Below are 25,807 nucleotides of genomic sequence, written 5' to 3'. Positions count from 1 at the left end.
GGGAAGCAGGGCCTGGTTCAGCTGGACGAGGGGCGCTGTGGCGAGCCCGGCAGCAGGAATCTGACACGCGTCGTCGTGGCACCGCAACCAAGGCCACCATCGGGCCTGTACGTCTTGGCGTATTTCGCCTTGTCGAAGAACTTCGTACCCGCCTCCGAGAAGATGAAGGGCGGATAACTCAGCAGCGCGCGCTGGTTGACCACATTGCCGTCGGCACCGATATCATACTGGACTTGGGTCCAGCCCTCGAACCCCCAGCGCTGCGCCTCCATGGGGAACGCTTCGGCGCCGGGCATCGACACCATCTTGGGCGGTGCATCCATGATCGCGCATTGGTTGGCGGTAAGACCGCTGGACGCGAATGTCGCGCGCGCTGCATCGATCTGCCCGGACCGTTCCTCGATCGAGGCGAGACGGATCAGTGCCCCGACGCGCAACGGATCGTTGGGTTGCAATGCCTTGTCGTCGGCGACCTGTCGCAGCGTCACGATCGCCGCGTCGTTCTTCTCCGACTTTCGCGCCCGTGCGACTGCGCCATCGACGATCATCAGCCGGATAGCGGCACGCGCCTGCGGATCGTTTACATAAGCGGGTTCGGACACCATCGGCGTCAGCGCATTCTCGTAGACCCCGGGCTTCCACAGATCGGTAACCGCGCTGAGGCGCCCCGGCAGGTCGAGCGCCAGCCGCGCACTGGCCGGTACACCATTGGCAATCGCGATCGCGAGCCCTCGAGAGTATAAGGCTGCCCTCTCTTCGCGCGGCACGACCGGGTTGCTGTTCAACCGCTGGATGGCCGCAAGCGTTTCAAGGCTATTCGGCGATCGGGCCATGGCCGCGGCCAGTGCAGCGCGTTGCGCCGTGACGGCGGCGGCCTGCGATCCGGTAGCCTCGGGCGGTATCGCCACCCCCTTCGACATCAGCCATTGTTCGAGCACGCCGTCCAGGCCGTCGCTAACGGAGGGACGCTCGAAGGCGGTAGAACAGCGCATCTCGACGCGGGCATGATAGCGGAAGAACGTAGGGATCGCCGCGACGCTATCGATCGGCCACGACCAGCCCTTGACCGCTCGCGCGAACTCGATCGCCACCCTGCCGCCGCCGGCCGCGTAGACCGGAGTCGCCTGCGCGATGGTCCCGTCGCTTGCGATGGTGAAGTCGACGACCGCGACGTCCTGCGGCTTTAACCCCGCCTCGCCGCCACAATCAGGCGATCGCATCTCGGCGGCGGGGTCGAACGACCCCTTCACCATACGGCCGGCACCGGTAAGCGCCATGTAGCGCCGCGCTTCGTCCGCATTGCCGCTGAGCAGGAACGCGATCGCGGCATCGGAGCGCGCGGCAACGTCGGTGGTGTCGATCTTCAACGTTTCCAGACCGCCCAGCAACTGGATCGTGCGCAATGCGCTGGCACGCGCGCCGGCCAGATCGCCGGTGTTGAGCCGTAACACCGTCCGCTGCCGGCCAAATTGCGCGGTCACTGACTTTTCGAGCTTCAGTGTCGCCGCCAGCGCATCGCTGCGGCCGAGCGTTGCGGCCGCCGCGACCGGGTCGATGAAGATCTGCACCGATACCAAGGCCAGCATCGCACCCAGCTTGTCCCCGCTGCTGACCGCGCCGGCTTCCGCCTTTTCGAGCGCGGCAACGGCACCGGCATAGTCCAGCGTATCCGTCGCGATCCGACCGATGATCAGATAGGCCCGCGTCCGATCTTCCGCCAATGTCGGATCGCCCTCGGGCAGCAGCGCCAGGCCCGCGCGCGCCGCAGCGACGGCCTCGTCCGCGCGGTTGAGTGAAAAGAAGATGGGGGCCTGGCGGACCAGGACGATGCCGCGGCTGCGCGACCCGGGCTTGGTTCGAGCCTCGAGCTTGGTCCAGGCCGCCAAGGATGCGGCGCGATCGTTCGTCGCGTCCAGCGCCGCGGCGGCATCGAAATCCTGTTGAACCGTCGTCGCCGGCGCACTGGCGGCGGGACCCTGTGCCACCGCATGCACCGCGCCGACCGACAGAGCGCCAACGCAAGCGCCCAGCAAAACTATACTCTTGAAACGCATCCAGCCCCCCCGGTGTTATTGACCGGCAGTCTGCAATGGTTCGGAGAAGGATGCCAGAGGGTCTGTAAGCCGGGTTCTGTCCATTTCCGACCCTTCGGTCGAAAGTTAGGCGACCATTCCTCTAGGACGACGGTTGCCCGCCGCCTCAAGCAATCAACCCGGGTGACGAGCTGAAACGAAGCCCATGTGCCACCCCTATTCGATCTTGCTCCCGGTGGGGTTTGCCGTGCCGCCCCTGTTACCAGGCGCGCGGTGCGCTCTTACCGCACCCTTTCACTCTGACCGCCCCGGCTTGCGCCGAGGGTTGGCCGTCTGCTCTCTGTGGCACTTTCCCTGAGGTCACCCTCGCCGGGCGTTACCCGGCACCGTCGTTTCGCGGAGCCCGGACTTTCCTCGCGGATGCCATTACGACACCCCCGCGGCCGCCCGACCCTCTGGCGCGCAGACCCCTAGTCGTCGCCCATCGGTTTGGGAAGCAGCAAAGCAAGAAGAATGCAGCGGCATTCCGCATCGACTTCGCCATCGACCAGCTCGGGGCGGAACCGGCGCTGGAACGCCATCGTCGCCGCCATCCGGTTCTCGACATCATAGCCGAAGCGTTCGAGCGCGAGACAGAAGCCGCCTTCGGTCCAGCCGGGATCCATTAGGTTCTTGGTCGGGCGTGGCAGCGCGAGCCGCCGCCGCGCGAGCTCGTGCCATGGGAACAGCTCGCCCGGATCGCGCTTGCGCGTCGGCGCGATGTCCGAATGGCCGACGATATTGCCGCGGGTGATTTCGTGGCGATCCTTGATCTCGGCCACCAGCGCCACGACCGATGCGATCTGTTCGGGCGGGAATGGGCGATAGCCGAACTCGTGCCCGGGATTGACGATCTCGATGCCGATGCTCGCCGAGTTGACGTCCTCGACCCCGCGCCAGTGCGACCGCCCGGCATGCCAGGCACGCTTGTCCTCCGCGACCATCCGCAGGACGGTGCCGTCCTCCTCGACCAGATAATGCGATGAGACCTTCGCCTCGGGATCGCGGAGCCGCGCGATCGCCGACGCGCCGTCCTGCATGCCGGTATAGTGCAACACCACCATCGTGACAGGCAGCGAACGGTCGTCGAAATTGGGTGACGGAGTCTCGATAAACTTCAAGCCAGCTTCCCTTCAAGCCGTTCGGCAATGCCTGGCTACAGCATTAGCGACAACCGACCGCCGAGGTAATAGGCTGCGGAAAACAACGCGGTGATCGCCGCGGCGCCTCAACCGACGGCTTGGCTGCGCCCCTCTTCGCCCTGGAGCTGATAGAAGCCGCGAAACCCCTTGCTGGGTTCGAACGCGCTGGTCTGGCCGATGACCGTCTCGCCCGCGCCGAGCACCAGCATGCCGCCTGGGTTCAGCGCGTCCGCCAGCTTCGGAAACACATGCGTCTTGGTCTGGGTGGACAGGTACAGCAGGACGTTGCGGCACAGGATGATATCGAACCGCCCCGGCGGGGGTTGATCGGAGACCAGGTTCATCCGTCGGAAGGTGACCAGCTTGACCAGTTCCGGTTTTGCCACCCAGTCGCTGCCCGTCGTGTCGAACCAGCGGATCATCTGTCGCACGGGCAGGCCGCGCTGGATCTCGAATTGCGAGAAGCGCCCCGCGCGGGCGCGCGCCAAGGCGGCTTCGGATACGTCCGTCGCAACGATCTCGGGCATCGGCGCACCGCTCGTCTGGTGCCGTTCGGCAAACGCCATGGCCAGCGACAGCGGCTCCTGCCCGGTCGAGCATCCCGCGCACCAGATCCGGACCCGGCGACGCTCGGCCTGCGCCGCCGCGACCGCCTCGACGAGCAGCTCGAAGACCTGCGCGTCGCGGAAGAACGAGGTTTCCTGGTTGACGAGCGCGTCGACGATCCGGTCGCCGATCAGGCGATCGCTGCCTTCGAGCAGTTGCGTCACCAGCTGGTCGAGCGTGTCGAGCTTGCGGTCGCGCAACAGCGGCTTCAGCGCGGTATCGAGCCGCCACGATCGATACGCCGCGATCTGCTGGCCGGTCCGCGCCTCGAGCAGTGCGGTGAGCACGCTGATCGCGGTCTGCGATGCCGCGACCGGCCCAACGACCGGCATAGCGACGGGGGGCGATTTGGCGAGCGTCATGGCCGGCGCCGAGTCGCGACGAGGCGGCCGATCGCATCGGGCGGCAGCACGGCATCGGCGACTCCCGCGGCCGCCACCGCGCCCGGCATGCCCCAGACGACCGAACTCTTCTGGTCCTGCGCGATGACGCAGCCGCCGCGATCGCGCACGCGCCGCGCGCCCTCCGCACCGTCGCGCCCCATCCCGCTGAGGATGATCGCGATCATTCGCGCGCCATAGACCTCGGCGATCGACGCGAGCATCGGATCGACCGACGGCATGCATCCGCTGCCCGCAAGCTCATGGGTCAGGCGGAATGCGGCCCCGTCCTCGCCCAGCGCGACGCATTTCAGATGCGCATCGCCCGGTGCGACGATGATGCGCCCCGGACGCACACGCAGCCGATCGGTCGCGACATCGCAGGGACGTCCCGCAAGCAACGCGATCTGCGCCGCGAAATAGGGCATGAACGATGCGGGCAGATGCTGCGTGATCACGATCGGCAACCGGAATCCGGCCGGGAGTTCGCGGAAGACCTGGCTCAGCGCATGGATGCCGCCGGTCGAGGCGCCGATCGCGACGATGTCATAGTCGTCGCTCGCCGCACGGGTGCGATGCGTCGTCGGCGCAGGCCGTGGTACCGGTTGCGCGGACGGCACCGGCGCCGGCGCCGCAGCCGGCGGACGGACGACGATCGCCGGCGGCATCAGCGCCGGATGCTCGCACAGCCGTTCGAGCTTGCCCACGAGCGCGGCGCCGAACCGCCCCGACAGCGCCCCCGCCGACGGCTTGATCAACGTCTCCGCCGCCCCCAGCGCAAGCGCCTGGACGGAGGCCGCCGCGCCATCGTCGGCGGAGGACGACACGATCAGCACCTTGGCCCCCTGCCCCGCCGCGATCAGGTCGGGGAGCGCGGTCAGCCCGTCGACGCCCGGCATCTCGATGTCGAGCAGGATGAACTCGACCGTCGCGCGCGCCAGAAACTCCAGCGCCGCCTGCGCCGTGCCGACCGCGCCCACCACCGAGAACCGGTCGCTCGCATCGATCAGCCGCGCGATCACTGCGCGCGCGACCACCGAATCATCGACGATCAGGACCCGCGCGAAACCGTCCGCCTGGGGGCCGGCACGATCGGGTCGCGGCACGGGAGGGGACCGACTGGCCATCGTCCGGACCGGATCAGGCCATGCCGACGATCTGGAGCTTCGATTCGAGCGTCTCGCGATCGAACGGCTTCATGACATATTCGTCCGCCCCGGCCTCAATCGCCGCGCGGATATACGCCATGCCGTTCTCGGTCGTGCAGAACACCACTTTCGGCCGGCTCGGGACATCGGCCTCGCGCAGCGCGCGGAGGAAATCCATCCCGCTCATGACCGGCATGTTCCAGTCGAGCAGGATCACGTCGGGGATCGACGCCATGCACGCAGCCAGCGCCTCGCGGCCGTCACAGGCTTCGGTCACGGTAAAGTCGAGCGTCTCCAGGATATGGCGCGCGACCTTGCGGATCACCTTGGAGTCATCGACGACGAGACAGGTCTTCATGGAAAGCCTTCCGGGGAAAATCGTGAAACCGGTCTGCGCAGGAAAGCGTAAGCACCGGGTTAAACAGGGGAAGATTCAGGCGGCCAAGGCGGTGTCCGAAATGATGGCGGCGAGATCGAGGATCAGCAGCGGTTCGCCGTCACGCTCGACGATACCGATCCCCGCCGACGCCCAGCCGCGATGCAGCGCCATGCCCGACGACAGCGGCAAGCGCTCGGACGGCGCGACGTCCTCGACCGAGTCGACCAGGATCGCGTAATGATGCCCTTCGAAGACGGTGATGACCGCGCGCCTGACGTCATCCGGGGTCGGCGCCAGCCCCAGCGCGGTGCCGGTGTCGATCACCGTCACCACCCGGCTGCGCAACGCCGCCAGTCCGCGGACAAACGCCTCCGCACGCGGGACCGCGACGATCTCGCCGATATCGACCACCGATTCGACCTGGGTTGCGGCGATCGCGACGCCGCGACCCGCGACATGCGCCACCAGGAACAATTCGCTCACATCGCCCTCCGTGCTGCGAGCGCGGCGATCAACGCCGGCCGGTCGTACCGATAGATGCTCGGATCGTCGTCGCGCTCGGCGGTCGGCATCCGGCGCAGCGTCACGACCGGTGCCAGCGTCTCGCGAACCGGCGCGTCCTCCATCGCCAGCGCCACCGCCGCCGTTTCGCCCGCCGCCAGCGCCGTCACGCAGCGATAACCCGACGCTTCGAGCGCGGGTTTCAGGAACGTCTCCATCCAGCCCGATCCGTCGACCTGCAACAGGCATACCGGCAGCGACCCGAGCGTCACCGGCTGCCCGGCGAACAGCGCATGCGGATCGACCAGCTCGATCTGCTCGCCCGCGATCATGACCACGCCGGCGATCGGCCCGGTGCCGCGTGCGGGCGCCATATCCGTCGGCAGCGCGACGATCTCGATCGCCTCTGCGATCGCATAGGCCATTTCGCTTTCGCCATCGGTCAGGCGCAACACCGCCACCTCGGTGCGCGCACCCAGTTCGGCGACCGCGTGGAGCGGAATGATCGTTTCGCCGATCGACAGGCGCAGCGCCCCGCCCGACCAGCGGATCGCCTCGGTCGGCACCGGCTCGACACGGTCGATCACCGCCAGCGCGATCGCCCGGCGCTGGCCGTCGAGATCGTCGAACAGCAACGCGGGCACCCCCGGCACCACCTCCTCGACCGCCGCCGCCGCCGCGACGACGGGCGTGAACCGCAACCCGGCCACCGCGGCGATCCCGGCGGCATCGAGCAACAGCATCGGCAAGCCGTTGTCGGGCAAGGTCTTGCCCGCATAGACGCCGGTCGCCATCACCGCGGGCGACGCAGGCTTGACGACGAGCTCCTCGGTGTCGAGCACGGTATCGACGCCGAGCGCATAATCGCCCTCGCGCGTCGAGACGATCACCAGCGTCGGGGGCGTGTCGCCGTTCAGATCCAGCAGTTCGCCCAGCGATACCAGCGGCATCCGCTTGCCGCGCACCGTGACCGTGGCAGCGTCGCCGATCGTCTCGATCCGCACCTGGTTGCCGCGAACCATGACGATCTCCTCGATCGCCTGGCGCGGCAAGGCGAACCGCTGCGCGCCCACGCCGACGATGATCGTCGACAGGATCGACAATGTCAGCGGCACATGGATGACGATCCGCAAGCCCCGGCCCGGATCGTTCGTCAGAACGATGCGGCCGCCGATCTGTTCGATATTGGCGCGCACGACATCCATGCCGACGCCGCGCCCCGAGATCGCGGTGACCGTGTCGCGGCTCGACAGACCCGGCGCGAAGATCAGGTCGAGCTTGGTGGCCTCGCTCATCGCGGCCAGTTCGGCGACGCCGTACAGCCGCTTTTCGGCCGCCTTGGCGACGATCCGCGCGACATCGATGCCCTTGCCGTCATCGGCAATCTCGATGAGGATCTGGTTGCCCGACTGCCGCGCCGACACGATCAGGCGTCCGGTCAACGGCTTGCCCGCCGCACGTCGCTCCGTCGGTGTCTCGATGCCATGGTCGATCGCGTTGCGGATGATATGGCCGAGCGGATCGCGCATCAGCTCGATCATCTCGCGATCGAGCTCGACATCGGCGCCTTCGATCACCAGGTCGACGCTCTTGGCTAGCTCGGCGCTGGTGTCGCGGACCATCCGCGGCAGTGCCGAGAACAGCGCATCGACCTTTTGCATCCGCGTACGCGTGACGGTGTCGCGCATGTCGGCGACGGTGAGCGAGAGCCGCTCGAGCGCCGCCTCGACCTGCGGATCGACGTCGCTGTCGCGCAACCTGCGCGCGAGTTCGTTGCGCGCCAGCACCATCTCGGACATGCCGCTCATCATGTGATCGAGCAGGTCGACGTTCAGGCGGACGCTGCGGCTTGCGGCGCGGTTCTGCGGCGCTGCCTGGATCTGTGCGCGCGGCTGCGCATCGGGCGCGAGGGCGGCAATCAGCACGTCCTCGTCCGCATCGTCGAGCGATGCGCCGGCATCGATCGCCTCGACGATCGCCGCGATCCGATCGACGATCCCCAGCACTGCGTTGACGAGCGCGGTATCGGGCGTGCGCTTACCGTCGCGAACCGCGGCGAGCACGTCCTCCGCCGCGTGGCTCAGGCGTGCGAGCCTCGGCAGGTCGAGAAACCCGCAGCTTCCCTTGACGGTGTGGACGAAGCGGAAGATCGCGTCGAGCCGCGCGCTATCGGCGGGTTCGGCCTCCCACGCGACAATCTCGCCGGCAATCGCTTCCAGCGTTTCGCGCGTCTCGGCAATGAATTCCTGTAAAAGATCGTCCATGCGAGCCCCGCGTTCGAGGCCTGTCATGCACGGTGGAGGTTAAGAGGGCGTTAGCTCTGGCGCACGAGCCCGGGAACAGCGAACGCTGGGTCAGCGCGCCGCGAAGACCGCGCCGAAGATCATGATCCCCTCGGCCGGCTCGGACATGATCACCGTCCCGCCGGCCTCGGCGACCACCGTGTTGATCAGATAGGCCGCAGCCGCCCGCGGCGTGACGGTCTGGGCGCCTTCACCTTCGACCAGGGTGCGGCGGATCTCGGGGTCGAGGACGATCCGCGCACCCTCGATCTTCACGACGATCTCGAGCTGCCCGTCATTCTCCTCGCCGCCGACCTCCATCGTCCCGCCCCGCACCAACGATTCGGTCGCGACGAGCACGAGGTTGAGCAGCACCTTCACCGCCGATTTGGGCATTGCCGACGCCTCGACCCCCCAGACGAACGTGATCCGCTTGTTTTCCGCGACCAGCCCCTCGATCGCGTTGCGGGCCTCATGCGTGTCGACCAGCTCGCCGAACCCGCCCGCGGCTCCGAAGGCGAGCCGGAAGAATTTGAGCTTGCTGGCGGATGCGCGCGCGCTGTCGGCCAGCAATTGCATGACGCGCTCGCGCATCGCCGGATCGGTCTCGTCGGCAAGCAGCTCCAACCCGTTGTTGAGCGCCCCCACCGGCGACAGCAGGTCGTGGCACAGGCGCGAACACAGCAGGCTCGCGAAATCGACCGGGCTGACCGTCATGAAAATCCCCTATTTACGGCGTGTCTTCTGGCGGTGACATCGGCGGCGCGCAAGGGTGGAGGTACGACACGTCTCTGCCTGACCTCCGTCATCCTGACCTGCCCGACCTCCGTCATCCTGACCTGCCTAACCTCCGTCATCCTGACGAAAGTCAGGATCCAGGGTATCCAGCGCAACGTTCTTGGCTTTGCATCCCGACTTTTGTCACGTTCGTGGTGCGTCGGTATGTCGTGTGTCAAACGCAGCCGATCACCTCCTCGACGAACCCGCCGAGCGCGACCGACCGCCAGGCCCGCGCGACACCGCCACCGAGGATCACCCATATCGCCCCGTCCCCCATCGCCTGCGCCGCATCGCGCGGCGATGGGATCGGTTGGCCAGACGGGTGCGAATGATAATGGCCGATCACCGCCGCGCCACCAGCCCTTGCCCGGCGATGGGCCGCGAACAACGCGGTCGGATCGATCTCGAACGCGCGCGCCGGATCCGTTGCGACATTCGTGCACGCCTCCACCGCCTCGATCCGATCTCCGCCGCCCAGCAACAGCCCGCAGATCTCCGCCTCGGGCGACGCCGCCGCCTGCGCGAACATTCGCTGCAGCACTTCGCTTGAAATTGTCACGGTCATCGCCACATCGCTACGACATGGACCGGGGGGTTTCCATCGTCGAAGCATCGATCACGCCGGCCACGGATGGCTGGCGGCTCGATCGTGCGCTGGCCGAACTGCTCCCGGACATGTCGCGCGAGCGGTTGAAGGCGCTGATCGCCGCGGGGCAGGTGACGCTCAACGGCCGCGAATGGCGCGATTCGGCGAAGAAGGCCGCAGCCGGCCAGATGTTCGCGATTGCGATCCCGCCGCCGACCCCTTTGCACAACGAAGCGCAGGATATCCCGCTCGTCATAGCCTATGAGGACGACGACCTGATCGTGATCGACAAGCCCGCCGGGCTGGTCGTCCATCCGGCGGCGGGCAATTTCGACGGGACGCTCGTCAACGCGCTGCTCCACCACTGCGCTGGCAATTTGTCGGGGATCGGCGGCGTCGCGCGGCCCGGTATCGTCCACCGTATCGACAAGGACACGTCGGGGCTCATGATCGCGGCGAAGACCGACCGCGCGCACGAAGGTCTGGCCAAGCAGTTTCACGATCACAGCATCGATCGCCGCTACAAGGCGATCGTCGGCGGCATCCCCCGTCCATCCAGCGGTACCGTCGACGCGCCGCTCGCGCGCAGTCCGCAGAACCGCAAGAAGATCGCGATCGTCGAGGGCGGCAAACGCGCAGTGACGCATTTCTCGACTATAAAGACACTACGCGCTGCAGCGCTGATCGAATGTCGGCTCGAGACCGGTCGCACGCACCAAGTGCGCGTGCACATGGCGTCGATCGGCCATGCCTTGTTGGGCGACCCGGTCTATGGTAGAACAAAGCAAGCTCAGAAGTCGCTGCTCGATACGCTCGGGTTCCGTCGCCAGGCGTTGCATGCCGCGCATCTGGGGTTCATCCATCCGGTGAATAGCATCGCTTTGGCGTTCGAAAGCGAAATGCCCGCAGACATGCAGGAACTGTTCACCCAGCTTGACGTATAGATAATCGACACCATGCCGCAGTGCGGCAATCGGGGTCAGCAGAAAGGGATTACGACTATGGCAGCCCGCTCCAACGTTCCAGCGACGATTCCTGCGCTCGGCAGCGAGGCGGGTCTCAATCGCTATCTCGCTGAGATCAAGAAATTCCCGCTGCTCAAACCCGAGCAGGAATATATGCTCGCCAAGCGTTTCCAGGAGCATGGCGATACGGAGGCGGCGGCGCAGCTCGTGACCTCGCATCTGCGCCTCGTGGCGAAGATCGCAATGGGGTATCGCGGCTATGGCCTGCCAACGTCGGAGCTGATCTCCGAAGGCAATATCGGCCTGATGCAGGGCGTGAAGAAGTTCGAGCCCGAGCGCGGCTTCCGTCTGGCCACCTATGCGATGTGGTGGATTCGTGCATCGATCCAGGAATATATCCTGCGCTCGTGGAGCCTCGTGAAGATGGGGACGACGGCGGCACAGAAGAAACTGTTCTTCAACCTGCGCCGCATGAAGAGCCGCCTCGATGCATTCGAGGACGGCGATCTGCGCCCCGAACACGTCACCAAAATTGCAACAGATCTTGGTGTGGCCGAAACCGACGTAGTCAGCATGAACCGGCGCATGGCGATGGGCGGCGATACATCGCTCAACGTGCCGATGCGGGAAGACGGCGAAGGCCAGTGGCAGGATTGGCTGCAGGACGACGCGCCGTTGCAGGACAAGATCGTTGCCGATGCACAGGAGGCGGACGTTCGCCACTCGATGCTGGTGTCGGCGATGGACGACCTCAACGAGCGTGAGCAGCACATCCTCACCGAGCGTCGCCTGACCGACGATCCCAAGACGCTCGAGGAGCTGTCGCAAGTGTACAACGTGTCGCGCGAGCGCGTGCGCCAGATCGAGGTTCGTGCGTTCGAGAAGTTGCAAAAGGCAATGATGCGAATCGCCGGCGAGAAGCGCCTGCTGGCGGCATAAGGTGGCACGCACCGTCGTCATCGGCGGCGGTGCGGCTGGTATCGCTGCGGCAAGAACGCTGCATGATGCTGGGTACGATGTGGTGCTGGTCGAGGCCAGCGACCGCCTCGGCGGCCGAGCCCGAAGTATTCCTCTCGCCTGCCTGTTGTCCCGCCAAGGCGCAATCCGAGACCAGCTTTTCGCCTTCGCGGGAAACCACGTCGACTCCGGCTGTGGTTGGCTTCACTCCGGCCAGCGTAATCCCTGGACTTCGATCGCACAGGCGACGGGCTTTTCCATAGATCGCTCCGACGCGAACTGGCGCACGCAATGGCGCGACCTCGGCTTTCCGCCTGAAGACCAAGCAGCCTCCTCAGAGGCGTACTCATCCTGGAATGCGCGAGCCCTGGCCGCGCTGGACGGCCCAGACCGCCCCCTTTCCGACTTCATCGATGCGGACGATAAATGGCGTCCCAAGATCGACGCGATCTCCGGCTACGCCAATGGCGCGAATCTTACCCGGGTCTCGCTTCACGACTGGGCCGCGTACGAAGACGCCGCGACCGACGACAATTGGACAGTGAATGAAGGCTACGGCACGCTCGTTACCAGCCACGCCGCGGGTCTGGCCGTCCGCCTCTCGACACCCGTCACGCGTATCGATCACAGCGGCCTTCGCCTCAAACTCGACACCCCCGCGGGCATGATCGAGGCGGACCATGTCATCGTCTGCGTCCCCACGACGGTCCTCGCCACGGCGCAGATCGTGTTCGACCCGCCCCTCCCCGATAAACATGCCGCCGCTGCCGACCTCCCGCTTGGACTTGCCGACAAGGTGTTCCTTCATGTCGATCGCCCCGAATGGCCGACCAACGCGCATCTGATCGGCAACCCGTACATCGCCTGCACCGCCAGCCACCGCCTGTCGCCGTTCGGCTGGCCGATCGTCGAGAGCTTCTTCGGCGGCAACTGCGCGGAGATACTCGAGGACCGCGACGCCGCACAGTTCGCGATCGACGAGCTTGTCGAATTGCTCGGTAGCGACTGGCGCAACCGCCTCACGCCGCTCACCGCGACGCGGTGGCGCCACGAACCTTATATCGGCGGCAGCTACAGCCATGCGAGGGTTGGTAAAGCGGCACAGCGTGGCGTCCTCGCGGCGCCGGTCGATGGCCGCATCCGTTTTGCCGGGGAAGCCTGCCACCCGTATGATTTCTCGACCGCGCACGGCGCGTACGAGACGGGCGTCGCCGCCGCGCGTGCGATCATTGGCGAGGCCGCGCCGATCGCATAAGGAGCGGCAATGGGCTTCTTCCGCATTTTCGCCAAGATCGTCTTCGGATTCGTCCTGATCACGGTCGCATGGGTCGGCATCTATCGGTTCGTGCCGGTACCGTTCACCTGGACGATGATGGGCGACGTGCTGAGCGGTCATGGCGTCACCAAGGACTGGATGCCGCTATCCGAGATGGATCCGGACATGGCGCGCGCGGCGATTGCGGGCGAGGATTCGCGGTTCTGTTCGCATCATGGCTTTGATTTCAAGGCGATCGCGGGGGCGGCCGCGCGCAATGCGCAGGGTGGGCGGATCCGCGGCGGCTCAACGATCAGCCAGCAGACCGCGAAGAACGCGTTCCTGTTCCAGGGCGGCGGCTATGTCCGCAAGGCGTTCGAGGCATATTTCACGGTGCTGATCGAGGCGCTGTGGCCGAAGCGGCGGATCATGGAGGTGTATCTCAACATCGCCGAGACCGGGATCGGGACGTACGGCGCGAACGCCGGGGCGATCCGCTATTTCAACCATGATGCGTCGAAGCTGTCACCGACCGAGGCGGGGCGGATTGCGGCGGTGCTGCCGTTGCCCAAGAAGCGCGCGGCGATCAGTCCGCATGGGTTCGTGCGCAAGCATGGCAACACGCTGTCGCGGCGGGTTTCGGTGGTACGGAACGATGGGTTGGACAGCTGCCTGCGACCCTGAACCAGACCGCATCCGTCACCCCAGCGAACGCTGGGATGACGGACTTGGGGTGGCCGGCGCCTACTGGCGCCTAGATCGACTCAGAATGGCAGCTTGAAGCCCGGGGGCAGCTGAAGTCCGCTGGTCATTTTCGACATCTCGGTACCCGACACCGCGTCCGCCTTGGCGCGCGCGTCGTTGAACGCCGCGGTCAGCAGATCCTCGAGCATCTGCTTCTCGCTGACCTGGATCAGCGAATCGTCGATTGCGATGCCGATGATCCGGCCCTTCGCCGACGCCTTCACCTTGACGAGCCCGCCGCCCGATGCGCCCTCGACTTCGATCGTGTCGAGATTGGCCTGCGCCTTTTCGAGTTCGCTCTGGACGTTCTGCGCCATGGCGAGGATTTCATCGATATTCTTCATGCGTTGCTCCTTTGACCGGGCCAATTTTCCATTCTGGTATCGGGGAACGCTTCGCGCGCTGCCCGGACCAATGGCGAGTCCCAATATTTCAAACGGTTTGCCTCTTCGGCGGAGTCGGCCTGTTCCTTCAACGTCGGCTCGCCGGGCGCGTCGACGATCGTCACTTTCCACGCGGTCCGCGTCACCGTCTTCAACAGCGTGTTGAGTTCGGCCAACGTGTCCGCCGACACCGGGCGACTGCCGCTGAGGGCAAATTCGGGTGGCGCATAGCTGACGATCCGCGCGCCGTGCCGCAGCCGCGCAGCGATCGCGAGACCGCCTTGCTCGTCGAGCAAATCGACCAGCGCCTCGAACGTCGGCGGCAGGATCGGGCCGGTTGGTTCGGGTGCCGTCGCAACGGGCGCGGGCTGGCTGGCCGGGGTCGGCAGCGACGGTGCGGCGGCAGGGGCCGCACCGCTGGCGATCTGCCGGGCGAGTTCGCCGGGATCGGGCAGCGTCGAGGCGTAGATCGCGCGCAACAGCGCCATCTCCGCGGCTTCGATCGGCAGCGCCGCCTTGGCGACCTCGTCATGCCCCTTGAGGAACAGCTGCCACAGGCGGTGTAGCGCGGGATAGCCGAGCGATGCCGCCCAGTCCTCGCGTGCGGCGCGTTCCTCGGCCGGCTGCGCCGCGTCGGGCGGCGTGCCGACCTTGGTCAGCGTGATGCCGTGGACGGTTTCGAGTAGCGACCGGAGCACCGACAGCGGGTCGACGCCGTAATCATATTGGCGGCGCATCGCGGCGAGCGCCCCTGCCCCGTCGCCGGCGAGGATCAGCGTGAGCAGATCGCGCACCGCGCCACGATCGGACAGGCCGAGCATCTGGCGGACCGCATCCGCCGTCACGCCGCCGCCTTCGAGCCCGGCATGCGCGATCGCCTGATCGAGGATCGATAGCCCGTCGCGCGCAGAGCCTTCCGCGGCGCGTGCGATCAGCATCAGCGCCTCGGGATCGGCGACGACGCCTTCTTCGGTCGAGACCCAGGCAAAATGCTTGGCGAGCTGTTCCGCGGAGATGCGGCGAAGGTCGAAACGCTGGCAGCGCGACAGGACCGTCACCGGCACCTTGTTCACTTCCGTGGTAGCGAACAGGAACTTCACATGCGGTGGCGGTTCCTCGAGCGTCTTGAGCAACGCGTTGAACGCGTTCTTCGACAGCATGTGGACTTCGTCGATGATGTAGATCTTGAACCGCGCGGTGACCGCCGAATAGCGCGACGCGTCGATGATCTCGCGGACGTCGTCGACGCCGGTGTGGCTGGCGGCGTCCATCTCGATCACGTCGATATGGCGGCCCTCGGCGATCGCGCGGCAGGGTTCGCAGACGCCGCACGGGTCGATCGTCGGGCCGCCCTGCCCATCGGGACCGATGCAGTTGAGCGCCTTGGCGATGAGGCGTGCGGTCGACGTCTTGCCGACCCCGCGGACGCCGGTCATCAGGAACGCATGCGCGAGCCGGTCGCGCTTGATCGCGTTGCCCAGCGTCTGCACCATCGCATCCTGCCCGATCAGTTCGGAAAAGGTCTGCGGACGATATTTGCGCGCGAGCACGCGGTAGGCGACGTCGGCCTTGGCGGTCGGCTGCGGGGGTTCGCCCAGGTCGAAGGTATCTGACATTGCCGGCGTCATAGCGGGTGTGACGCGCGCTGTCGAAGGGGAGTGAAGTATAGAAAGTATAGACGCTGGGAAGGGTCTGCACTTGGGTTGGCGGGGTGGTGTAACGGGCCGATCAAGGAGCGGGCGTGGGTCATCGGCGGATGGTGCCACGGCGGCGGCGTGTAGGACACCGGTTCGGGATCTTCGACGAATTTAGAAGAAGTGCGCTGCGGCTTAGCCGCATCGTCAGTTGGCGCTTTGCGCCGCTGGCCGCGCTCAGATGGCGGTACGCCATGTTCGCGGTGGGAGCCGGGACGACCCGTGGCGAAATCGTTGTGGCTGCTTCCTTCCGGATCTGACCAAGTTGGCGACGACCACGTCCGCCCGACTCCCGCGGCGCATATGGCGGGGTCGGACGGGATGATCAAGCCGCTTTAACGTTAGCGGTTGTAGCGGACCGTGCGGCAGACGCGCTGGCGGTGATGGTTGCGCACCACGTTGCGGCATACCTGGCGCGTGCGGACCGCGTGGCGGCCATAGCCCGGGCGGCGATCATTGTGGCGGACGACCGTACGCTCATGGACGACGGTGCGCTGCGCCGATGCCTCTGCGGCGATCCCGACGGGCGCGAGACCGGTAAGCGCGACGAGGCCTGCTGCGGCGATGGTAAAGAACTTCATGGGGGTCTCCTACGTGACGCGAGTCCCGATGGACTGGCAACCTATGTTAAACAGAGCGGGAGTCGTTACGGTTCCGTATTATCGACGAAAGCAGCGGCGGACCGGGCCGTAATAGCCACGATCGATCCGGCATACGACGCGCGACCGGCCGTAACCCCGTGGACCGCGATACCCATAGCCACTGTCGCGATAGCCGCCCCGATAGCCGCCATATCCACGCCGCGGACCGTCCCAGCCACGGCGGTCGTCCCAGCCGCGGCGGCCATGCCAGCCCCGGTCGCCACGCGGCCCGTGCCAGTCATGATGGCCGCGCGAGCCATCCCAACCGTAGCGCTGCGCATCGGCGGGCGCCGCGGCGAACAGGGTTCCCGTGGCCAAGGCGCCAGCGGCGAACATTGCGATGATCTTCATGTCCGGTACTCCTCTCAAGACCTCGTACATTGAGGCGATGAGCGGATAATCGGCTTGCGGGCGTGGACGTTCCCTGAACCGCGCGTTGTCTTCCTGTAAGCTTTGCTGACCTACCCCGGAATCCGAACGGTCAGTCCGTCGAGCGCGTCGGTCAGGCGGATCTGGCAGGCGAGCCGACTGGTCCGCGTGGCGTTCTGCGCGAGATCGAGCATATCCTCCTCGTCCTCGGTCGCCGGCGGGAGGCGCGCGAAGTCGGCGGGGTCGACGACGACATGGCAGGTCGCGCAGGATAGCTGGCCTTCGCAGGTGCCCTCGAGCGGCTGATTATGCGCCTGCGCGGTGTCGAGCAATCGGTCGCCCGGGCTGACTGCGACGCTGGTAATGCTGCCGTCGCGGGCGATGAAGCGGACGATCATGGCCATTGTCCTTCGGCAGCGGCGACGATCGCGTCGATCGCATCGCGCAGTTCGGTTTCGGTGGTGTAGCGGCCGAAGCCGAGACGGATGCTGGCGCGCGCCTGCGCCTCGGTCAGGCCGATCGCGCGGAGGACGTGGCTGGACCGACCCGATCCGCTCGCACAGGCCGAGCCCGCGGAGAAGGCGATGTCGCGCAGGTCCGACATCAGCCGGTTCACGTCGAGACCGTCGCGGCGGACGTTCAGGTTGCCGTGATACCGGTGCTCGGTCGATCCGTTGACGATCCAGTCGGGGCGGAGACGGTCGAGCGCGAGCGACTTGAGGCGGTCGACATGCGCGGCGTCTTCGATCGTCCGCGCGGCCATCAGCTTGGCCGCGACACCGAAGCCTGCGCAGAGCGCGGGCGAGAGCGTGCCGGAGCGACCGGGTGCTTCCTGCCCGCCGCCGTGCAACAGCGGGGCGAGGTCGACGCCGTCGCGGATCCAGAGTGCGCCTATGCCCTTGGGACCGTGGACCTTGTGCGCGGAGATCGCGATCAGGTCGACGGTGCCGGGGATCGGTACGCGGCCATAGCCCTGGACCGCGTCGCAGAGCATCAGCGCGCCGGCTGCATGCGCGAGATCGGCGAGCGCCGCGGCCGGCTGGGTCACGCCGATCTCGTTGTTGACGAGCATCGCCGCGACGAGACCGGTGCCGGGGAGGATTGCGGCGCGGGCCACGTCGAGATCGACCACGCCGTCGGGGCCGACCGGGAGGACCGTGACCTGACGCCCCCTCGCCGCCTCGGCTGCGACCGTGTCGAGGACGGCGGCGTGTTCGGTTGCGAGCGTGACGATCGGGCCGGTCGAGCCCTTGATCGCCCAGTTGAGCGCCTCGGTCGCGCCGCTGGTGAAGGCGACGCGGCCACCAGGGGGCAGCAGCGCGGCCACCTGATCGCGCGCGACCTCGACTGCGGCCTTCGCGCGGCGGCCTTCGCGGTGCGGGGAGTGCGGGTTGGCGTGCTGCGATTCGAGCCACGGCAGCATTGCGGCGAGCGCTTCGGGCGCTAGCGGGGTGGTCGCCTGGTAATCGAGATAGCTCATGCGGATCGCTTTATGTCTTGCGCGATCCGGGTCCAAGCCTCGGCGAATTTCGCGACGTCGTCCGAGGTCGTCGTCCAGCCGAAGCTGACGCGGACGACTTCGGCGGCGGCTTCGGGGGTATAGCCCATCGCGGCGAGCACGTGGCTTGGGCGCATGCTGCCCGACGAACATGCGCTGCCCGCGGAGACGGCGAAGCCGGCCATGTCGAGGCGGATCAGCTGCGCTGCGGAGCTTATGCCGGGCATACGATAGGCGGCGATCGTCGAAATGCGAGGGGCGTGGTGCGCAACGATCTCGCCGCCGCTCGCGAGAACGGCGGCATCGAGGGTGGCGCGGAGGTCTGCCATGGCGGCGAACCAGTCGCGCGGTGCCTCCAGCGCGGCGGCGAAACCGAGCGCGGCCGGGAGGTTTTCGGTGCCGCCGCGATAGCCGCGCTCCTGTCCGCCGGTCGGGTCGAGCAACCCCAGGTCGCGGACCAGCAATGCGCCGATGCCAGGCGGCCCCCCCAGCTTGTGCGCCGAGACGATGACGAGGTCCGCGTCGGGGAGCGCGAGCTTGCTGGCGGTCTGCGAGCAATCGGCGATCCAGACGTCGGTCGCCCTGCGCTCCGGCATACCGGGGAGGACGCCGGTTTCGCTGTTCGCGGACTGCACCGCCGCGACGGCGGGCAGGTTTGCCGTGTCGATGCGCCCGACGTGGTCGACCGGCAGCATGACCGGAGTCTCGGCGGCGCGCAGGATCGCGTCATGCTCCACCGCCGCCACACCAGCGCCCGGCCGGCGGCGCAGTGCTAGCGCCGCGGACTCGCTCGCGCCGCTGGTCAGGATCACGTGATGCGGCCAGTCGAGCGCCGTGGCGATACGCGCTCGCGCATCCTCCAGCGCAGCGCGGGCCGCGCGCCCCTCGGCATGCGGCGAGGACGGGTTCGCCCAGCGCGCCATGCCCTCCATCACCGCCGCGATGGCCTCGGGTCGCATCGGCGTGGTCGCGGCGTGATCGAGGTAGATGCGGGGCGTGTTGCGGCTCAGGGTCGGTTCCAATTGCGAAAAGAGGCTCGAACCCTATATAGCGCGCATAGTCCGGCACTCCACCCGAGTGCATAGTCCAGCTCGCGAGTGCCCATGCCAGAAGTCATTTTCCCCGGTCCCGAAGGCCGTCTCGAAGGTCGTTTTGCGCCGGGTCCGCGCCCGCGCGCACCCGTCGCGATGATCCTGCATCCGCATCCGTCGGCGGGTGGCACGATGAACAACGCGATCGTGCAGCAGCTGTACAAGACGTTCCAGCGCCGCGGCTTCGCGACGCTTCGGTTCAACTTCCGTGGTGTCGGCAAGAGCCAGGGCGTGTTCGACAACGGCGTCGGCGAACTGAGCGATGCGGCGAGCGCGCTCGACTGGGTGCAGAGCTTCCACCCCGAGGCGCAGACGACGTGGATCGCGGGCGTCAGCTTCGGCGCGTGGATCGGCATGCAGCTGCTGATGCGCCGGCCGGAGATTCGCGGGTTCATCTCGATCGCACCGCCGGCGAACCTGTACGACTTCACGTTCCTCGCGCCCTGCCCGTCGAGCGGGATCATCATCCAGGGCGAAGGCGACGAGGTCGCGACGCCGGGTGCCACGCAGAAGCTGGTCGACAAGCTGCGCACGCAGAAGCACATCACGATCCATCACGACACGATCCCCAAGGCGAACCACTTCTTCGAGCACGAGATGCCCGAGCTGATGGGTAGCGTGGACAAATATCTCGACATGCGGCTCGACCCGAACTCGCCGATTAGGTGAGCTTTCCCTTCTCCCCTCGGGGAGAAGGTGGCGCGGAAGCGCCGGATGAGGGGGAGTTGGGGGAAACTCAGCTCTCCCCAACGCCCCCTCACCCTCCCACCGCAAGCGCGGCGGGCCCCTCCCTCTCCCCCGAGGGGAGAGGGTTTAAGTTAGAGCGTCCAGATCGCGACGTTGGCTAGCAGGACTGCGGCCATCACCAGCATCAGCACGCCCTTTTTCGTGTCGCGCTTCTTTGCGATGAGCATCGTGCCGCCGATCAGGCAGGCGAACATGCCCAGCATGGCGATCGCGGGCGCCACGGCGGCGATCGAGGTCAGTGCGGCGTTCATGCGGCCATCGCCTTGGCATAGGCGGCCAGATCGACATTGCCGCCCGACAGGATGACGAGCAGCCCCGGTTCGAGCTTCACCTTGCCGGCGAGCACTGCCGCCAACCCGACCGCGCCGCCGGGTTCGATCACCAGCCGGAGTTTCTCCGCCGCCCAGCGCTGCGCGGCGGCGATCTCCGGTTCGCGGACCGCTACGCCCGTAGCATCGCGGCGGGAGAGGACGTCGAAGGTCAGCGGTGACACGCGCAACGTCTGGAGCGAATCGCACGCGGTCGGCGGCGGGTTGGGACCGACGGGTTCGATCCAAGACGCCTCGAGCGACCGTCGCATGTCGTCCCAGCCTTCGGGTTCGACGACGGTGATCGCGCTGTCCTTCAACGCCAGCGCGATGCCCGCCGACAGACCGCCGCCGCCGCACGGAATGACGACGCAGGTCGGTGCGCCCATGCCCAACGCCGCCATCTGCGCGGCCGCCTCGATCCCGGTGCTCCCCTGCCCTTCGATGATCCACGGGTCGTCGAAGCTCGGCACCAACGTCGCGCCGCGCGCTGCCGCGAGTTGCGCGGCGATCGCCTCGCGGCTTTCGGTGGCGCGATCGTAGGTGACGACCTCAGCACCCAGCGCCAGCGTCGATTCGCGCTTCAGCCGCGGCGCGTCCGAGGGCATCAAGATCGTCGCCGAAATCCCGAGCCGCTTCGCCGCCCAGGCCACCCCTTGCGCATGATTGCCCGAGGAAAACGCGACGACACCTTTTTTCTGTGCGCCCTCGTCGAGTGCGGTCAGCCGATGCCACGCGCCACGAATCTTGAACGCGCCGATTGGTTGCAACGATTCAGCCTTGAAAGCGACCGGTACACCTTTGATTTCGCACATAAATAGCGGGGTCGGCGGGAGGATCCGCGCAATGTTCTCCGCCGCATCGCGGACCCCCGCCCGTGTCGGCTGTCGCAAAATCGTCACACACTGGCTCCTATGCAGCCAACCCTATTTACATGGGGGGCAAGCGATCCTAAATCGCGCTTCCGCTGCCCCATGGGACTTCCAACCGCAAGGCAGTGTTTTCGTAATTTGTCTCAGGACATTGGAGGTCCCTTGAATTGCACAAGCATCATAACGCGCTGGGGCTAGCGAAAGCCCATTCGACCGCCGTCTCCCCCAACACAGGGCGCGGCATCGACATCGCTAAGGGGCGCCCGGTTGATCCGGTCACGCTCGTTCGACCGCACGCCGCTGCGCGCGCCGCCCGATTCTTCGCAGAGAAGTTTCCGGGCCGCTCGATGTATGCGGTGAAGGCGAACCCGAGCCCCGAACTCCTGCAGATTTTGTGGGACAATGGCATCACGCATTATGACGTGGCGTCGATCGCGGAGGTGCGCCTGGTCGCCCGTACGCTGCCCCAGGCGACCCTGTGCTTCATGCACCCGGTCAAGGCCGAGGAAGCGATCCGCGAGGCGTATTTCACGCATGGCGTACGGACCTTCAGCCTCGACAGCCTGGAAGAGCTGGACAAGGTCGTTCGTGCCACCAACGACGCAACCGACCTGACGCTATGCGTCCGGCTGCGCGTGTCGTCGGAGCATTCGAAGCTGAGCCTCGCGTCGAAGTTCGGTGTCGCCCCCGGCGAATCGAAGGAGCTGCTGTTCGCGGCCCGCCAGGCGGCGGACGCGCTGGGCATCTGCTTCCATGTCGGATCGCAGGCGATGACCCCGGAGGCCTATTCGAACGCGATGGAGCGCGTCCGTGCGGCGATCGTCGAGGCGGCGGTCACGGTCGACGTGATCGACGTCGGCGGCGGCTTCCCGTCGTCCTATCCGGGCATGGAGCCCCCGCCGCTCGAGCATTTCTTCGAGACGATCCACCGTGCGTTCGAGTCGCTGCCCGTCAGCTATTCGTCCGAGCTGTGGTGCGAGCCGGGCCGGGCGCTGTGCGCGGAATATTCGTCGATTATCGTGCGCGTCGAAAAGCGCCGCGGGACCGAGCTGTACATCAACGACGGTGCGTATGGCGCGCTGTTCGATGCGGCGCATATCGGCTGGCGCTTCCCGGTCGAGCTGCTCCGCGAGCCGGACAGCCGTGCGAAGGACATGGAGTTCAGCTTCTACGGGCCCACGTGCGACGACATGGATTACATGGTCGGGCCGTTCCTGCTGCCCGCCGACATCCAGGCCGGCGACTATATCGAGATCGGCATGCTCGGCGCATACGGCTCTGCGATGCGGACCGCGTTCAACGGGTTCGGATCGGACGAGACGGTGATCGTCACCGACGAGCCGATGGTCTCGCTGTACGTCGAGCGGTATCAGGACCTCGCGTCCAACGTCGTCAAGCTGTAACCAAGCTTTAGTACCGCGCCCTTCTTCCTCCCCTCCCGCTTGCGGGAGGGGTCGGGGGAGGGCTTGTCCGCGAGCGATGGCGTTCGCGGATCGTTCAGCCCCTCCCCTAACCCCTCCCGCAAGCGAGAGGGGAGTTTCTGGAGAATTCAGACATGACCGAAGACACCCGCATCGACGCGCAGCGCAAGGCTGAGCTCTTGTCCACCACCGTCGAGCATATCGACATCACCAGCTTCGACGCGCGGCCGATCGTCGACGCGATGAAGAAGATGTCGTTCACCAGCCGCGACCTCGGCCGCGCGACCGACATCTACAACCAGATGCTCGCCGACAAGGACTGCACGATCTTCCTCGTGATCGCGGGCTCGACGAGCGCCGGCGGTTGCATGGACCTTTATGCCGAGCTGCTGCGCAACAACATGATCGATGGCATCGTCGCGACCGGCGCGACGATCGTCGACATGGATTTCTTCGAGGGCCTCGGCCACAAGCATTACCAGGCGCTCGAAGTGCCGCACGACGACGTGCTGCGCTCGCTGATGATCGACCGGATCTACGATACCTATATCGACGAGGAAGAGCTCCAGCACGTCGACCACACGATCTTCGAGATCGCCGAGACGCTGGAAGCCCGCCCCTATTCGAGCCGCGAATTCATCCGCGAGATGGGCAAGTACCTCGTCGAGCACGGCAAGAAGGAGAACAGCCTCGTCAAGCTCGCCTATGAGCATGACGTGCCGATCTTCTGCCCGGCGTTCGTCGACAGCTCGGCAGGCTTCGGTCTGGTCAAGCATCAGGTCGACGCGGCGAAGGCGGGCAAGCCCTACATGGTCCTCGACGCGATCGCCGATTTCCGCGAGCTTACCGAGATCAAGATCAAGGCGGGCACCACCGGGCTTCTCATGATCGGCGGTGGCGTGCCGAAGAACTTCATCCAGGACACCGTGGTGTGCGCCGAGATCCTCGGCCACGACGACGTCCAGGTCCACAAGTACGCGGTGCAGATCACCGTCGCCGACGTGCGCGACGGTGCGTGCTCGTCGTCGACGCTCCAGGAGGCCGCCTCGTGGGGCAAGGTCAACACCGGCATCGAGCAGATGGTGTTCGCCGAAGCGGGGTCGGTCATGCCGCTGCTGGCGTCTGACGCGTATCACCGCGGGCTTTGGAAGGATCGCCCGGTCCGCAAGTGGGGCGCGAGCTTCGACAAGGCGTGAGGCAGGTGCGCTGATCCTCCCCCGCTAGGGGGAGGTGGCGCCGAAGGTGACGGAGGGGGCGGACACGGAGCAGGCGTGATCGCTTACCTCCCCCTCCGTCAGGCAAGAGCCTGCCACCTCCCCCTGGCGGGGGAGGATCAAAGATACCATTGCCCCGACTGGGCAATTGAGGCAGCCTCTCCTGGGGATAACCGGGGGAGGTTTTTTCATGCACAGCGACATCCTGCGGCCAATGGTCGTGCTGATCGCGTGGACGCTCGTCATGCTGGGCTGGATGCTCGCCACGCGGCTGCCGGCGATGAAGGCGGCGGGCGTCGACCTGCGCACGCTCGTCGGCACCAAAGGGTCCGACGCCGACCGGTCGCTGCCCCCGCAGGCGCAGTGGAAGGTCCACAACTATAATCATCTGATGGAACAGCCGACGCTGTTCTACGCGGTCTGCACCGTGCTGGCGCTGAGCGGCGCGGGCGACGGACCCAACGCCTGGATTGCCTGGGCCTATGTCGGGTTGCGGATCGTGCACAGCCTGATCCAGGCGACCAGCAACCGCGTCCGCGACCGTTTCGTGGTGTTCATGCTGTCGAGCCTGACGCTGGTGGCGCTTACGCTGCACGCGGCATTGGCAGTGTTTTGAGGATCTTGGGACCGCTGCCGGGAAAAAACGCCCGTCGCATCGCGCTCCCCTCCCCCAACGGGGTTGGATCGGCTAGCAGTCCGGCATGACCTTCGACCGCCGCTCGCTCCTCACCATTCCCCTCGTCGCCGGAGTCGCCCCCGCCGCATTCGCGCGGACCGGGGCGCAGCTTGGCGGCGGCCAGCCGCGCGAGACGGACCTGCCGGTCTGGCCGCCCGCGGAGCGGTTCGCGCTCTGGCCCGGCATGCCGCAGGGTGCCCCGAACCCACTGCCGACGCCGCATCCGACGATGCCGCGCTATCCCGACGGTTATCGCGATTTCCAGATGCGCGGCGTGGTGCGTCCCGAGGTCGGCGTGTTCCGGGCAGCGCGACCCGATGGCCGCGCGGTGCTGATCGTCCCCGGTGGCGGCTATGCGATCACCTCGCTCCGCAACGAGGGTATCGACGTCGCGCGTGCGCTCAACGCGTTCGGGATTACCGCGTTCGTTCTCAGCTATCGCCTGCCGGGCGAAGGCTGGGCGGACCGGGCGGACGTGCCGCTCGCCGACGCGCAGCGGGCGATGCGGCTGATCCGCGCCAATGCGCGCACCTATGGCATCCGCGCGGACAAGCTCGGCGTGCTCGGCTTCTCCGCCGGCGGTCATCTCGCCGGATCGCTGACCGTGCTGCCAGACTTCAACGTGTATCGCCCGGTCGATGCCGCAGACCGGCATTCGGCACGCCCCGCCTGGGCCGGGCTGATGTACGCCGTCTCGAACATGGATCCCGGGCGCAGCCATGGCGGATCGCGTGCCAACCTGCTCGGCCCCGATCCGCTGCCCACGGTCCAGGCGCGCTATGCGATCGACCGCCAGCTGCGGCCCGGTGCCCCTCCACTGTTCCTCGTCCATGCCGAGGACGACACTACCGTGCCGGTCGCCAACAGCGTCGAGACGCTTGCCGCCGCGCGCCGCGCCGCTATCCCCGCCGAGGCGCACTTCCTCCAACGCGGCGGACACGGCTTTGGCACGCGCCTGTCGCCGCGGTCGCCGGGATCCTTGTGGCCGCAGCTGTTCGATCGGTGGATGGGCGAGCTGGTCTCGCCATGACGATGCGAGTCAGGCTTACGGACCTAATATCAGTGCCGTAACGTTTAACCTGCAACTCAGGAGAGC

27 protein-coding genes and 2 other RNA genes are annotated in these 25,807 nt (G+C 66.7%); 9 read left to right on the top strand and 20 right to left on the bottom strand.

The window, feature by feature from the left end:
- Positions 1–17: 17 nt before the first annotated feature.
- The 10 genes from EV283_RS09660 to EV283_RS09615 all read right to left on the bottom strand — a co-directional run bounded on the left by EV283_RS09660 (position 18) and on the right by EV283_RS09615 (position 9,855).
- The gene (locus tag EV283_RS09660; RefSeq protein WP_130324756.1) at positions 18–2,054 is read right to left on the bottom strand and encodes a hypothetical protein; all 2,037 of its coding nucleotides are present in this window, start codon (positions 2,052–2,054) and stop codon (positions 18–20) included.
- Between the two features lie 49 nt (positions 2,055–2,103).
- An RNA gene (rnpB, locus tag EV283_RS09655) (RNase P RNA component class A) lies at positions 2,104–2,492 on the bottom strand.
- An 11-nt stretch (positions 2,493–2,503) separates the two neighbouring features.
- Positions 2,504–3,193, bottom strand: coding sequence for an N-acetylmuramoyl-L-alanine amidase (locus tag EV283_RS09650; RefSeq protein WP_235516951.1), 690 nt, complete (start codon positions 3,191–3,193; stop codon positions 2,504–2,506).
- Between the two features lie 107 nt (positions 3,194–3,300).
- The gene (locus tag EV283_RS09645) at positions 3,301–4,152 is read right to left on the bottom strand and encodes a protein-glutamate O-methyltransferase CheR (protein ID WP_207223093.1); all 852 of its coding nucleotides are present in this window, start codon (positions 4,150–4,152) and stop codon (positions 3,301–3,303) included.
- 26 nt (positions 4,153–4,178) lie between these two features.
- Positions 4,179–5,327 carry a chemotaxis-specific protein-glutamate methyltransferase CheB gene (gene cheB, locus EV283_RS09640; RefSeq protein ID WP_130324752.1) on the bottom strand — a complete coding sequence of 383 codons (1,149 nt, stop codon included), beginning with the start codon at positions 5,325–5,327 and terminating at the stop codon, positions 4,179–4,181.
- 13 nt (positions 5,328–5,340) lie between these two features.
- Complete coding sequence (locus EV283_RS09635) at positions 5,341–5,706, bottom strand: response regulator (protein ID WP_056417956.1); 366 nt, start codon at positions 5,704–5,706, stop codon at positions 5,341–5,343.
- A 75-nt stretch (positions 5,707–5,781) separates the two neighbouring features.
- Positions 5,782–6,210 (bottom strand): chemotaxis protein CheW, encoded by a 429-nt coding sequence (locus tag EV283_RS09630; RefSeq protein WP_130324750.1) that lies wholly within the window; start codon positions 6,208–6,210, stop codon positions 5,782–5,784.
- Positions 6,207–8,492 (bottom strand): chemotaxis protein CheA, encoded by a 2,286-nt coding sequence (locus EV283_RS09625; protein ID WP_130324748.1) that lies wholly within the window; start codon positions 8,490–8,492, stop codon positions 6,207–6,209. The genes EV283_RS09630 and EV283_RS09625 overlap by 4 nt, the downstream gene beginning before the upstream one ends.
- A 90-nt stretch (positions 8,493–8,582) precedes the next feature.
- Positions 8,583–9,227, bottom strand: a complete 645-nt coding sequence (locus EV283_RS09620) for a histidine phosphotransferase family protein (protein WP_130324746.1) — start codon at positions 9,225–9,227, stop codon at positions 8,583–8,585.
- Positions 9,228–9,462: 235 nt separating this feature from the next.
- The gene (locus EV283_RS09615; RefSeq protein ID WP_130324744.1) at positions 9,463–9,855 is read right to left on the bottom strand and encodes a M67 family metallopeptidase; all 393 of its coding nucleotides are present in this window, start codon (positions 9,853–9,855) and stop codon (positions 9,463–9,465) included.
- A 17-nt stretch (positions 9,856–9,872) separates the two neighbouring features.
- Here EV283_RS09615 and EV283_RS09610 point away from each other — a divergent pair, with 17 nt between their 5' ends.
- Genes EV283_RS09610 through mtgA form a run of 4 tightly spaced genes read left to right on the top strand, consistent with a single transcriptional unit; the run spans position 9,873 to position 13,737 of the window.
- Positions 9,873–10,820, top strand: a complete 948-nt coding sequence (locus EV283_RS09610) for an RluA family pseudouridine synthase (RefSeq protein WP_130324742.1) — start codon at positions 9,873–9,875, stop codon at positions 10,818–10,820.
- 57 nt (positions 10,821–10,877) lie between these two features.
- Positions 10,878–11,780 (top strand): RNA polymerase sigma factor RpoH, encoded by a 903-nt coding sequence (gene rpoH, locus EV283_RS09605; protein WP_056417940.1) that lies wholly within the window; start codon positions 10,878–10,880, stop codon positions 11,778–11,780.
- Position 11,781: 1 nt separating this feature from the next.
- Positions 11,782–13,053, top strand: a complete 1,272-nt coding sequence (locus EV283_RS09600) for an NAD(P)/FAD-dependent oxidoreductase (RefSeq protein ID WP_130324740.1) — start codon at positions 11,782–11,784, stop codon at positions 13,051–13,053.
- 9 nt (positions 13,054–13,062) lie between these two features.
- Positions 13,063–13,737, top strand: a complete 675-nt coding sequence (gene mtgA, locus EV283_RS09595; RefSeq protein WP_130324738.1) for a monofunctional biosynthetic peptidoglycan transglycosylase — start codon at positions 13,063–13,065, stop codon at positions 13,735–13,737.
- 80 nt (positions 13,738–13,817) lie between these two features.
- Here mtgA and EV283_RS09590 read toward each other — a convergent pair whose 3' ends face one another.
- From EV283_RS09590 to EV283_RS09555, 8 genes are all read right to left on the bottom strand, one after another.
- The gene (locus tag EV283_RS09590) at positions 13,818–14,141 is read right to left on the bottom strand and encodes a YbaB/EbfC family nucleoid-associated protein (protein WP_055878059.1); all 324 of its coding nucleotides are present in this window, start codon (positions 14,139–14,141) and stop codon (positions 13,818–13,820) included.
- Complete coding sequence (locus EV283_RS09585) at positions 14,138–15,796, bottom strand: DNA polymerase III subunit gamma/tau (protein WP_130324736.1); 1,659 nt, start codon at positions 15,794–15,796, stop codon at positions 14,138–14,140. The genes EV283_RS09590 and EV283_RS09585 overlap by 4 nt, the downstream gene beginning before the upstream one ends.
- Before the next feature lie 277 nt (positions 15,797–16,073).
- Positions 16,074–16,171: signal recognition particle sRNA small type (ffs, locus tag EV283_RS09580), an RNA gene on the bottom strand.
- Positions 16,172–16,215: 44 nt separating this feature from the next.
- Positions 16,216–16,455 (bottom strand): hypothetical protein, encoded by a 240-nt coding sequence (locus EV283_RS09575; RefSeq protein WP_130324734.1) that lies wholly within the window; start codon positions 16,453–16,455, stop codon positions 16,216–16,218.
- A gap of 78 nt (positions 16,456–16,533) precedes the next feature.
- Positions 16,534–16,866 carry a hypothetical protein gene (locus tag EV283_RS09570; RefSeq protein ID WP_207223072.1) on the bottom strand — a complete coding sequence of 111 codons (333 nt, stop codon included), beginning with the start codon at positions 16,864–16,866 and terminating at the stop codon, positions 16,534–16,536.
- 110 nt (positions 16,867–16,976) lie between these two features.
- Positions 16,977–17,282 (bottom strand): 2Fe-2S iron-sulfur cluster-binding protein, encoded by a 306-nt coding sequence (locus EV283_RS09565; protein ID WP_130324732.1) that lies wholly within the window; start codon positions 17,280–17,282, stop codon positions 16,977–16,979.
- Positions 17,279–18,364 carry a cysteine desulfurase family protein gene (locus EV283_RS09560; protein ID WP_130324730.1) on the bottom strand — a complete coding sequence of 362 codons (1,086 nt, stop codon included), beginning with the start codon at positions 18,362–18,364 and terminating at the stop codon, positions 17,279–17,281. The genes EV283_RS09565 and EV283_RS09560 overlap by 4 nt, the downstream gene beginning before the upstream one ends.
- Positions 18,361–19,404 (bottom strand): aminotransferase class V-fold PLP-dependent enzyme, encoded by a 1,044-nt coding sequence (locus tag EV283_RS09555; RefSeq protein WP_278044210.1) that lies wholly within the window; start codon positions 19,402–19,404, stop codon positions 18,361–18,363. Before EV283_RS09555 ends, EV283_RS09560 begins: the two co-directional genes overlap by 4 nt.
- 81 nt (positions 19,405–19,485) lie before the next feature.
- Here EV283_RS09555 and EV283_RS09550 point away from each other — a divergent pair, with 81 nt between their 5' ends.
- On the top strand, positions 19,486–20,142 hold the full coding sequence (locus EV283_RS09550; protein ID WP_031395613.1) for an alpha/beta hydrolase: 657 nt from the start codon (positions 19,486–19,488) through the stop codon (positions 20,140–20,142).
- A gap of 149 nt (positions 20,143–20,291) precedes the next feature.
- Here EV283_RS09550 and EV283_RS09545 read toward each other — a convergent pair whose 3' ends face one another.
- On the bottom strand, positions 20,292–20,471 hold the full coding sequence (locus EV283_RS09545) for a hypothetical protein (protein WP_130324728.1): 180 nt from the start codon (positions 20,469–20,471) through the stop codon (positions 20,292–20,294).
- On the bottom strand, positions 20,468–21,430 hold the full coding sequence (locus tag EV283_RS09540; RefSeq protein ID WP_207223071.1) for a threonine/serine dehydratase: 963 nt from the start codon (positions 21,428–21,430) through the stop codon (positions 20,468–20,470). The genes EV283_RS09545 and EV283_RS09540 overlap by 4 nt, the downstream gene beginning before the upstream one ends.
- Before the next feature lie 137 nt (positions 21,431–21,567).
- Here EV283_RS09540 and EV283_RS09535 point away from each other — a divergent pair, with 137 nt between their 5' ends.
- The 4 genes from EV283_RS09535 (at position 21,568) to EV283_RS09520 (ending at position 25,741) form a co-directional block, all read left to right on the top strand.
- Positions 21,568–22,803, top strand: a complete 1,236-nt coding sequence (locus tag EV283_RS09535) for a type III PLP-dependent enzyme (protein ID WP_130324726.1) — start codon at positions 21,568–21,570, stop codon at positions 22,801–22,803.
- Between the two features lie 152 nt (positions 22,804–22,955).
- Entirely contained in the window at positions 22,956–24,017 is a 1,062-nt protein-coding gene (locus tag EV283_RS09530) for a deoxyhypusine synthase (RefSeq protein ID WP_130324724.1), read from the top strand.
- Positions 24,018–24,225: 208 nt separating this feature from the next.
- Positions 24,226–24,651: an MAPEG family protein gene (locus EV283_RS09525; RefSeq protein WP_130324722.1), complete on the top strand. Its 426-nt coding sequence runs from the start codon at positions 24,226–24,228 to the stop codon at positions 24,649–24,651.
- Positions 24,652–24,736: 85 nt separating this feature from the next.
- Positions 24,737–25,741 carry an alpha/beta hydrolase gene (locus EV283_RS09520; protein WP_130324720.1) on the top strand — a complete coding sequence of 335 codons (1,005 nt, stop codon included), beginning with the start codon at positions 24,737–24,739 and terminating at the stop codon, positions 25,739–25,741.
- Positions 25,742–25,807 lie beyond the last annotated feature (66 nt).

It is taken from the genome of Sphingomonas sp. BK036, from assembly GCF_004216825.1.
GTDB lineage: Bacteria > Pseudomonadota > Alphaproteobacteria > Sphingomonadales > Sphingomonadaceae > Sphingomonas.
Note: the sequence above shows the minus strand (reverse complement) of the source record. Positions and strands in the feature narration are given on the sequence as shown.

Excerpts from the sequence above, each read along its gene's own strand:
- EV283_RS09660 (WP_130324756.1), bottom strand. The coding sequence starts at position 2,054 with ATGCGTTTCAAGAGTATAGTTTTGCTGGGCGCTTGCGTTGGCGCTCTG.
- EV283_RS09645 (WP_207223093.1), bottom strand. The coding sequence starts at position 4,152 with ATGCCGGTCGTTGGGCCGGTCGCGGCATCGCAGACCGCGATCAGCGTG.
- cheB (WP_130324752.1), bottom strand. The coding sequence starts at position 5,327 with ATGGCCAGTCGGTCCCCTCCCGTGCCGCGACCCGATCGTGCCGGCCCC.
- EV283_RS09635 (WP_056417956.1), bottom strand. The coding sequence starts at position 5,706 with ATGAAGACCTGTCTCGTCGTCGATGACTCCAAGGTGATCCGCAAGGTC.
- EV283_RS09625 (WP_130324748.1), bottom strand. The coding sequence starts at position 8,492 with ATGGACGATCTTTTACAGGAATTCATTGCCGAGACGCGCGAAACGCTG.
- EV283_RS09620 (WP_130324746.1), bottom strand. The coding sequence starts at position 9,227 with ATGACGGTCAGCCCGGTCGATTTCGCGAGCCTGCTGTGTTCGCGCCTG.
- EV283_RS09615 (WP_130324744.1), bottom strand. The coding sequence starts at position 9,855 with ATGACCGTGACAATTTCAAGCGAAGTGCTGCAGCGAATGTTCGCGCAG.
- EV283_RS09610 (WP_130324742.1), top strand. The coding sequence starts at position 9,873 with ATGGACCGGGGGGTTTCCATCGTCGAAGCATCGATCACGCCGGCCACG.
- rpoH (WP_056417940.1), top strand. The coding sequence starts at position 10,878 with ATGGCAGCCCGCTCCAACGTTCCAGCGACGATTCCTGCGCTCGGCAGC.
- mtgA (WP_130324738.1), top strand. The coding sequence starts at position 13,063 with ATGGGCTTCTTCCGCATTTTCGCCAAGATCGTCTTCGGATTCGTCCTG.
- EV283_RS09590 (WP_055878059.1), bottom strand. The coding sequence starts at position 14,141 with ATGAAGAATATCGATGAAATCCTCGCCATGGCGCAGAACGTCCAGAGC.
- EV283_RS09585 (WP_130324736.1), bottom strand. The coding sequence starts at position 15,796 with ATGTCAGATACCTTCGACCTGGGCGAACCCCCGCAGCCGACCGCCAAG.
- EV283_RS09575 (WP_130324734.1), bottom strand. The coding sequence starts at position 16,455 with ATGAAGTTCTTTACCATCGCCGCAGCAGGCCTCGTCGCGCTTACCGGT.
- EV283_RS09570 (WP_207223072.1), bottom strand. The coding sequence starts at position 16,866 with ATGAAGATCATCGCAATGTTCGCCGCTGGCGCCTTGGCCACGGGAACC.
- EV283_RS09565 (WP_130324732.1), bottom strand. The coding sequence starts at position 17,282 with ATGATCGTCCGCTTCATCGCCCGCGACGGCAGCATTACCAGCGTCGCA.
- EV283_RS09560 (WP_130324730.1), bottom strand. The coding sequence starts at position 18,364 with ATGAGCTATCTCGATTACCAGGCGACCACCCCGCTAGCGCCCGAAGCG.
- EV283_RS09550 (WP_031395613.1), top strand. The coding sequence starts at position 19,486 with ATGCCAGAAGTCATTTTCCCCGGTCCCGAAGGCCGTCTCGAAGGTCGT.
- EV283_RS09545 (WP_130324728.1), bottom strand. The coding sequence starts at position 20,471 with ATGAACGCCGCACTGACCTCGATCGCCGCCGTGGCGCCCGCGATCGCC.
- EV283_RS09530 (WP_130324724.1), top strand. The coding sequence starts at position 22,956 with ATGACCGAAGACACCCGCATCGACGCGCAGCGCAAGGCTGAGCTCTTG.
- EV283_RS09525 (WP_130324722.1), top strand. The coding sequence starts at position 24,226 with ATGCACAGCGACATCCTGCGGCCAATGGTCGTGCTGATCGCGTGGACG.
- EV283_RS09520 (WP_130324720.1), top strand. The coding sequence starts at position 24,737 with ATGACCTTCGACCGCCGCTCGCTCCTCACCATTCCCCTCGTCGCCGGA.